General features: G+C 66.6%; 6 protein-coding genes, 1 tRNA gene and 1 pseudogene. 6 read left to right on the plus strand and 2 right to left on the minus strand.

Features of this window, described 5'->3' with window-relative positions; translation table 11 throughout:
* The 3 genes from ACFR9S_RS00060 to ACFR9S_RS00070 all read left to right on the plus strand — a co-directional run.
* A partial coding sequence (locus ACFR9S_RS00060) for an rRNA adenine N-6-methyltransferase family protein (RefSeq protein WP_379817653.1) occupies positions 1 to 301 on the plus strand: 301 nt, incomplete at its 5' end.
* Entirely contained in the window at positions 302 to 1,501 is a 1,200-nt protein-coding gene (locus tag ACFR9S_RS00065) for a mechanosensitive ion channel family protein (RefSeq protein WP_379731398.1), read from the plus strand. It begins immediately after the preceding gene.
* The gene (locus ACFR9S_RS00070; protein WP_379817655.1) at positions 1,498 to 2,124 is read left to right on the plus strand and encodes a HemK2/MTQ2 family protein methyltransferase; all 627 of its coding nucleotides are present in this window, start codon (positions 1,498 to 1,500) and stop codon (positions 2,122 to 2,124) included. Before ACFR9S_RS00065 ends, ACFR9S_RS00070 begins: the two co-directional genes overlap by 4 nt.
* A gap of 91 nt (positions 2,125 to 2,215) precedes the next feature.
* Here ACFR9S_RS00070 and ACFR9S_RS00075 read toward each other — a convergent pair.
* Together ACFR9S_RS00075 and ACFR9S_RS00080 are read right to left on the minus strand one after the other, a co-directional pair.
* A tRNA-Leu gene (locus tag ACFR9S_RS00075) sits at positions 2,216 to 2,299 on the minus strand.
* Positions 2,300 to 2,448: 149 nt separating this feature from the next.
* Entirely contained in the window at positions 2,449 to 3,111 is a 663-nt protein-coding gene (locus tag ACFR9S_RS00080; protein ID WP_379732585.1) for a hypothetical protein, read from the minus strand.
* A 276-nt stretch (positions 3,112 to 3,387) separates the two neighbouring features.
* Here ACFR9S_RS00080 and ACFR9S_RS00085 point away from each other — a divergent pair, with 276 nt between their 5' ends.
* The 3 genes and pseudogenes from ACFR9S_RS00085 to ACFR9S_RS00095 form a co-directional block, all read left to right on the plus strand.
* Positions 3,388 to 3,885 carry a DUF309 domain-containing protein gene (locus ACFR9S_RS00085; protein ID WP_379817657.1) on the plus strand — a complete coding sequence of 166 codons (498 nt, stop codon included), beginning with the start codon at positions 3,388 to 3,390 and terminating at the stop codon, positions 3,883 to 3,885.
* Position 3,886: 1 nt separating this feature from the next.
* Complete coding sequence (locus ACFR9S_RS00090; protein WP_379817659.1) at positions 3,887 to 4,672, plus strand: GNAT family N-acetyltransferase; 786 nt, start codon at positions 3,887 to 3,889, stop codon at positions 4,670 to 4,672.
* 57 nt (positions 4,673 to 4,729) lie between these two features.
* A pseudogene (locus ACFR9S_RS00095) lies at positions 4,730 to 4,889 on the plus strand (M42 family metallopeptidase); the annotation flags it as partial.

A 4,889-nucleotide genomic window follows, 5' to 3' on the forward strand; every position in this document is an offset into this window, starting at 1 on the left:
GCCGCGGGTCGACAGCGCGGTGGTGCGCTGTACCCCCCGCGAGCCGGAGTACGAGGTGGCCGACGAGGAGTTCTTCCTGCGGTTCGTGAAGGCGCTGTTCACCCAGCGCCGGAAGACGATGCGCAACGCCGTCCGGAACACCGGCCACATCTCCGGGCTGGAGACGCCGGACGCCGTCGTGGACGCGGCGGAGGAGTCGCTGATGAGCAAGCGTGCGGGGAACGTTTCGCCCGCGGAGTTCGCCGCGCTCGCACAGCTCGCCCGACAGATCGATCCCGGCGTCGGCAACGGGGGTGGCTGAATGCCCGGACACCACGCGCTCCGGGAGGCGATCTGGGCGGCGACGGCGTCGACCGAGGCGAGGCTCCTGCTCACGCTGGTCGCGCTGGTCGTGCTCGGAATCGTTGGCTCGGCGGTGCGGTCGCTCGGGCCGCGGCTGAAAGCCCACGTCGACGACGCGGTCGCCGAGTCGATACAGGCGGGGATCGTCACCGTCTGGTCCGCGATGACCGCGATGTTCCTGATCGCGGTCTGGCGGGCGGGCTGGCTGCTCGAACAGGGGCTGTCACAGATCGACCCGTCCCGCCAGCAGGTCGCCGCGATCGTGCTGAGCGTCGCCGTCCTCGTGGCCGCGTACGGGCTGACCCGGCTCACCAAGAGCAGCATCCGGCGGCTCTCGAAGGAGCGCGGCGCGATCAGCGACCACCAGCAGGAGGTCGCCCACCACCTCGTCCAGCTGTTCGTGTTCGCCATGGCGGTGCTTGTGGTGCTGGGGATCTGGAACGTCGAGCCGGGCCAACTGCTGCTCGGCGCGGGGGCCGCCGGGGTCGTTATCGGCCTCGCGGCCCGACAGACGCTGGGTGCGGTGCTCGCGGGGTTCGTGGTGCTGTTTTCCCGGCCGTTCGATCTGGGCGACTGGGTCGTCATCGGCGACGAGGAGGGGATCGTCACCGACATCACCGTGTTCAACACCCGGATCCGGACGTTCGACGACGAGTACGTGATGATCCCCAACGACATCGTCACGGACACCGAGATCCGCAACCGCTCCCGGAAGGGGCGCCTGCGGATCGAGACCGACGTGGGCGTCGACTACGACACCGACGTGGAGCACGCGATGGAGACCGCCGCGAAAGCGATGGCCGAGACGGAGACGCCGATGGAACGCCCCGGACCCAACGTCGTGCTCGCGGAGTTCGGCGGATCGAGCGTCGTGCTCCGCCTGCGGTACTACATCGACAACCCCAGCGCCCGGAAGATGTGGAAGGCCCGGACGGAGGTGATCGCGGCGGTCAAGGAGGCGTTCGCCGAGGAAGGGATCAAGATCCCGTTCCCGCAGCGCGAACTCTCCGGCCGGGCCGAGGCCGGCAGCGTCGCCGTCTCGGGGGTCAGTGTGAGTGACGTGACCGACGACGACACCGAGGAAACGGACGGGACGGACGACGATCGCATCGAGCGCGAGGACGCTGCCGACGACGCTGACGCGGAGGCGGACGGATGACCGACGAGGCGTCGACGGCCGCGGGGCTGGCCGAGCGCCGCGGGGAGGAGACGAAGGTGTACCAGCCGGCGGAGGACTCGGGGCTGCTCGCCGACGCCGCCGCGGAGTTCGCCCGCGGCCGCACGCTCGAGGTCGGCACCGGCTCGGGCTGGGTCGCCGAGCAGGTCGCGCCCGAGGTGCCGGAGATCGTCGCCGCCGACGTGAACCCACACGCCTGCCAGCAGGCCCGCGAGCGGGGGATCGAGGCGGTCCGGACGAACCTCATGGACGCCTTCGCCGAGGGGAGCTTCGAGACGGTGCTGTTCAATCCGCCGTACCTCCCGACCGACCCCGAGAACGAGTGGGACGACTGGATGGAGCAGGCGCTCTCCGGCGGCGAGAGCGGGCGCGAGCTGATCGAGCCGTTCCTCGACGACCTCGGCCGCGTGCTCGCGCCGGGCGGGCAGGCGCTGCTTCTGGTCTCCTCGCTCGCGGGGTTCGAGGAAGTCGAGGAGCTGGCTCGCGACGCCGGCTTCGTGCCGGAGGAGGTCCGGCAGGAGTCCTACCCCTTCGAGACGCTGTCGATCCTGCGGCTGACGCGCTTTACGCTCTGTGGGAAGCCGTCGTCGGGGAAGATCGACTGAGCGACCGCTACTGAGTCGTGGACGCAGAGTTTTGCGAGGGAAGAGCACTCCGAGAGCGTCTTCCCGCATCACGGGGTGGTTGCCCCGACGATGCGAGGGAAGGGATTTGAACCCTTGGACCTCTACAGGAGCGGATCTTGAGTCCGCCGCCGTTTCCCAGCTTGGCTACCCTCGCACGCGTTCATCGCTTGGTTACACCATTACTTCCGTCCTGCGGTTTCTCTACCGGAATTTGCCGTTTTAGGGTTCGTTGACAAAATGATTCTCCGAAGGTGGAGCAAATCCACTCGCCGTATTCTGGCTTCTTGTAATCCTCAGCCTACACTATCGAAATTCTAAATCCGAACCGATGTTCCGAAGCCCCAGCACGAATACACCGACCGCCACAAAGGCACCGAAGGCTGAGGCGAGGTTGTAAATGAACGGCCAGGTACTCGTCAGGATAGCTACACCAGCTACGATCAACGTGAAGCCAACCACGAGGACGGCTTGTGCAAGTGTTTCAGCCGAGTGTAGATTTTCTGGCATGCCGAGGACTCTACTGAAGAACGGGCGAGCCTTATCGAGTTCATGCTCATCAGTCATCCTCGTATCTTGGCCGATGACACGGTATTGGATAGCAAACGGACGTGGGATGCGTTCTTTTGTTCCATCCGCTACCTGTTCCACCCGTGTTCTTAGAAACGATGCAGAGTTTCTTTGCACATAATGGGTCAACATCACCAAACCAAGTAGAGTGTAAAGCCCACCAGCAAGAAGCACGATGACGCCCAACTTGAGATAACCATCTTGTCCAATATATTGAAGAAGGGGTCCAGCAAGCAGAGCAGTAACTACAATCAGAAGATAGTACGAGTTGTGGAGTAGCCTATCTCTGTACCTGTATTCTTCTCCGGCCTGCTCGTACTCGGTGTGCAGTAGTCGATTGCCAATTAGTTCCTCTCTGGAGAATCCGTCTGGTTCTTCATTTTCGGAATCGTTCGTCATGCCACGAGTTATCCTAAGTAGAACAAAAGAAGTTGATGACCGCTCCCGCGGACTTTAGTCAATTCTGTCCAGTGCATCGCGCCGACCGTCGGATGAGGTGCTATTGTACTTCATCGCCTGGTCGTTTATCATGCAACTGTCAGCCGTGAGGTCCTCCTCCCGGGTCATCGACGTGCTTTAAAAGAACGGTTTGGATCGACCGACGGTGATAACGCGCTCCCCGCCTCGATGTGACGGCGATAGTTTCAGGCCCCTGCCCGTCCTACTCCCCCGACGATGGACGAGCACACCCGCGACCCCGGCGTCGCGCCGCCGCTGGGGGACCCGACCGGGTGGCGCGAGGACCGCCGCTGGGAGCACGCCACGCTCCGGCGCGCGGCCGAACACGGCGTCCGACTGTACAACGACGCCGCCTACACCGAGAGCTACGACTGCTTCAAGTTCGAGTGGTACAACTACGGTCGGGGCACCGCGGAGTCGGCGTTCTGTCACGGGATGCAGCAGGTCGCCGCCGGCACGCACAAACACGCCGCCGACGCCGGGCGGGGCGCCGAGGCCGGCGACGACGGGATGCGCTCGCTGTTCTCGACGGCGCTCGACTATCTCCGCGGGGTGCCCGACGACTTCTACGGCGTCGACGTGGCCGCGGTCCGGCGCCGCCTGCTGGTCGCGATGTTCGAACCGCGGCTGATCGACGACTGGCGGATCGCGATCGACGACCACACGCCCGACGCCTACCCCGCCGACTACGAGTACGCCGCGGGGCTGGGCTGAGATGCTCCCACCCCAGCGCGTCGCCGACGCGGAGTACGCCAAGTGGCGCGTCCTCGCCGACGTGACCGAGACGTGGTTCGGGACGTTCGTCCACGACCCCGCCCACGCCGACCGCGCGGCGGCGACACAGCTCCTCGACGCGCGGCTCCCCTCCACGGCGGAACTCCCGCCGACGGTTGGCGACGACGAGGCCGCACAGTCGCTCCTCGAACAGCTCGACAGCCTCTACCGGCGCCACGACCTCCCCCACCGCGTCGTCGCCGGCCACGACACCGAGACGGCGGTCCGCCTCGATCCGCTGCTCCGGACCAACGGCTACGAGCGGGAGGACTACCGCGCGCTCGTCCCGGACTCGACCGTCCCACCGGGCGACGACACGACGCTCCAGTTCGACACTCGCCGGCACGGGAGCGACGAGGCGCGGGCCGTCCACGAGTCGGTCGGTCGCGACCCGGCGGGGATCGAGTACACGGCCGCGATCGCGGGCGCGCTCGACGGGCGCGAGGTCGTCGTCTCCCGCGGCGGGGAGCCGATCGGCGCCGCCGGCTGGTACGTCCACGACGGCGCCGAGGGCGAGGATCCGGTCGCCCGATTCACCCACGTCGGTGTCCGACCGGACGCGCAGGGCGAGGGCGTCGGCGCCGAACTGGTCCGGGCGGTCGTCGATCGGTGTCCGCTCCCCGACGAGCGGATCGTCGTCTGCGCCACGAGCGAGCACGTCGGCTTCTACGAGTCGGTTGGGTTCGCCCGGATCGCCTCCCTCTGGCGGTTCGCCCGGCTCCCCTGAGCCGGCGACGGTCGCCCCGACCGGAGCGCCTTTGCCCGGCCCGGAACAGCCTCGGGTATGCACGATCGGGAACTCCTGTTCGACCTCGCCCGGGCCGCCGGCCCGGTGGGATACGAGGACAGCGTCCGGGCGGTCGTTCGCGAGGCGCTGGCTCCCGCAGTCGATCGGATCGACACCGACGCGATGGGAAACGTCGTGGGTACTGTCGAGGGCGAGG

It is taken from the genome of Halolamina salina (assembly GCF_042678005.1).
Classification (GTDB): Archaea; Halobacteriota; Halobacteria; order Halobacteriales; family Haloferacaceae; genus Halolamina; species Halolamina salina.

Coding starts and splice junctions, on each gene's coding strand:
- ACFR9S_RS00065 (WP_379731398.1), top strand. CDS start 302: ATGCCCGGACACCACGCGCTCCGGGAGGCGATCTGGGCGGCGACGGCG.
- ACFR9S_RS00070 (WP_379817655.1), top strand. CDS start 1,498: ATGACCGACGAGGCGTCGACGGCCGCGGGGCTGGCCGAGCGCCGCGGG.
- ACFR9S_RS00080 (WP_379732585.1), bottom strand. CDS start 3,111: ATGACGAACGATTCCGAAAATGAAGAACCAGACGGATTCTCCAGAGAG.
- ACFR9S_RS00085 (WP_379817657.1), top strand. CDS start 3,388: ATGGACGAGCACACCCGCGACCCCGGCGTCGCGCCGCCGCTGGGGGAC.
- ACFR9S_RS00090 (WP_379817659.1), top strand. CDS start 3,887: ATGCTCCCACCCCAGCGCGTCGCCGACGCGGAGTACGCCAAGTGGCGC.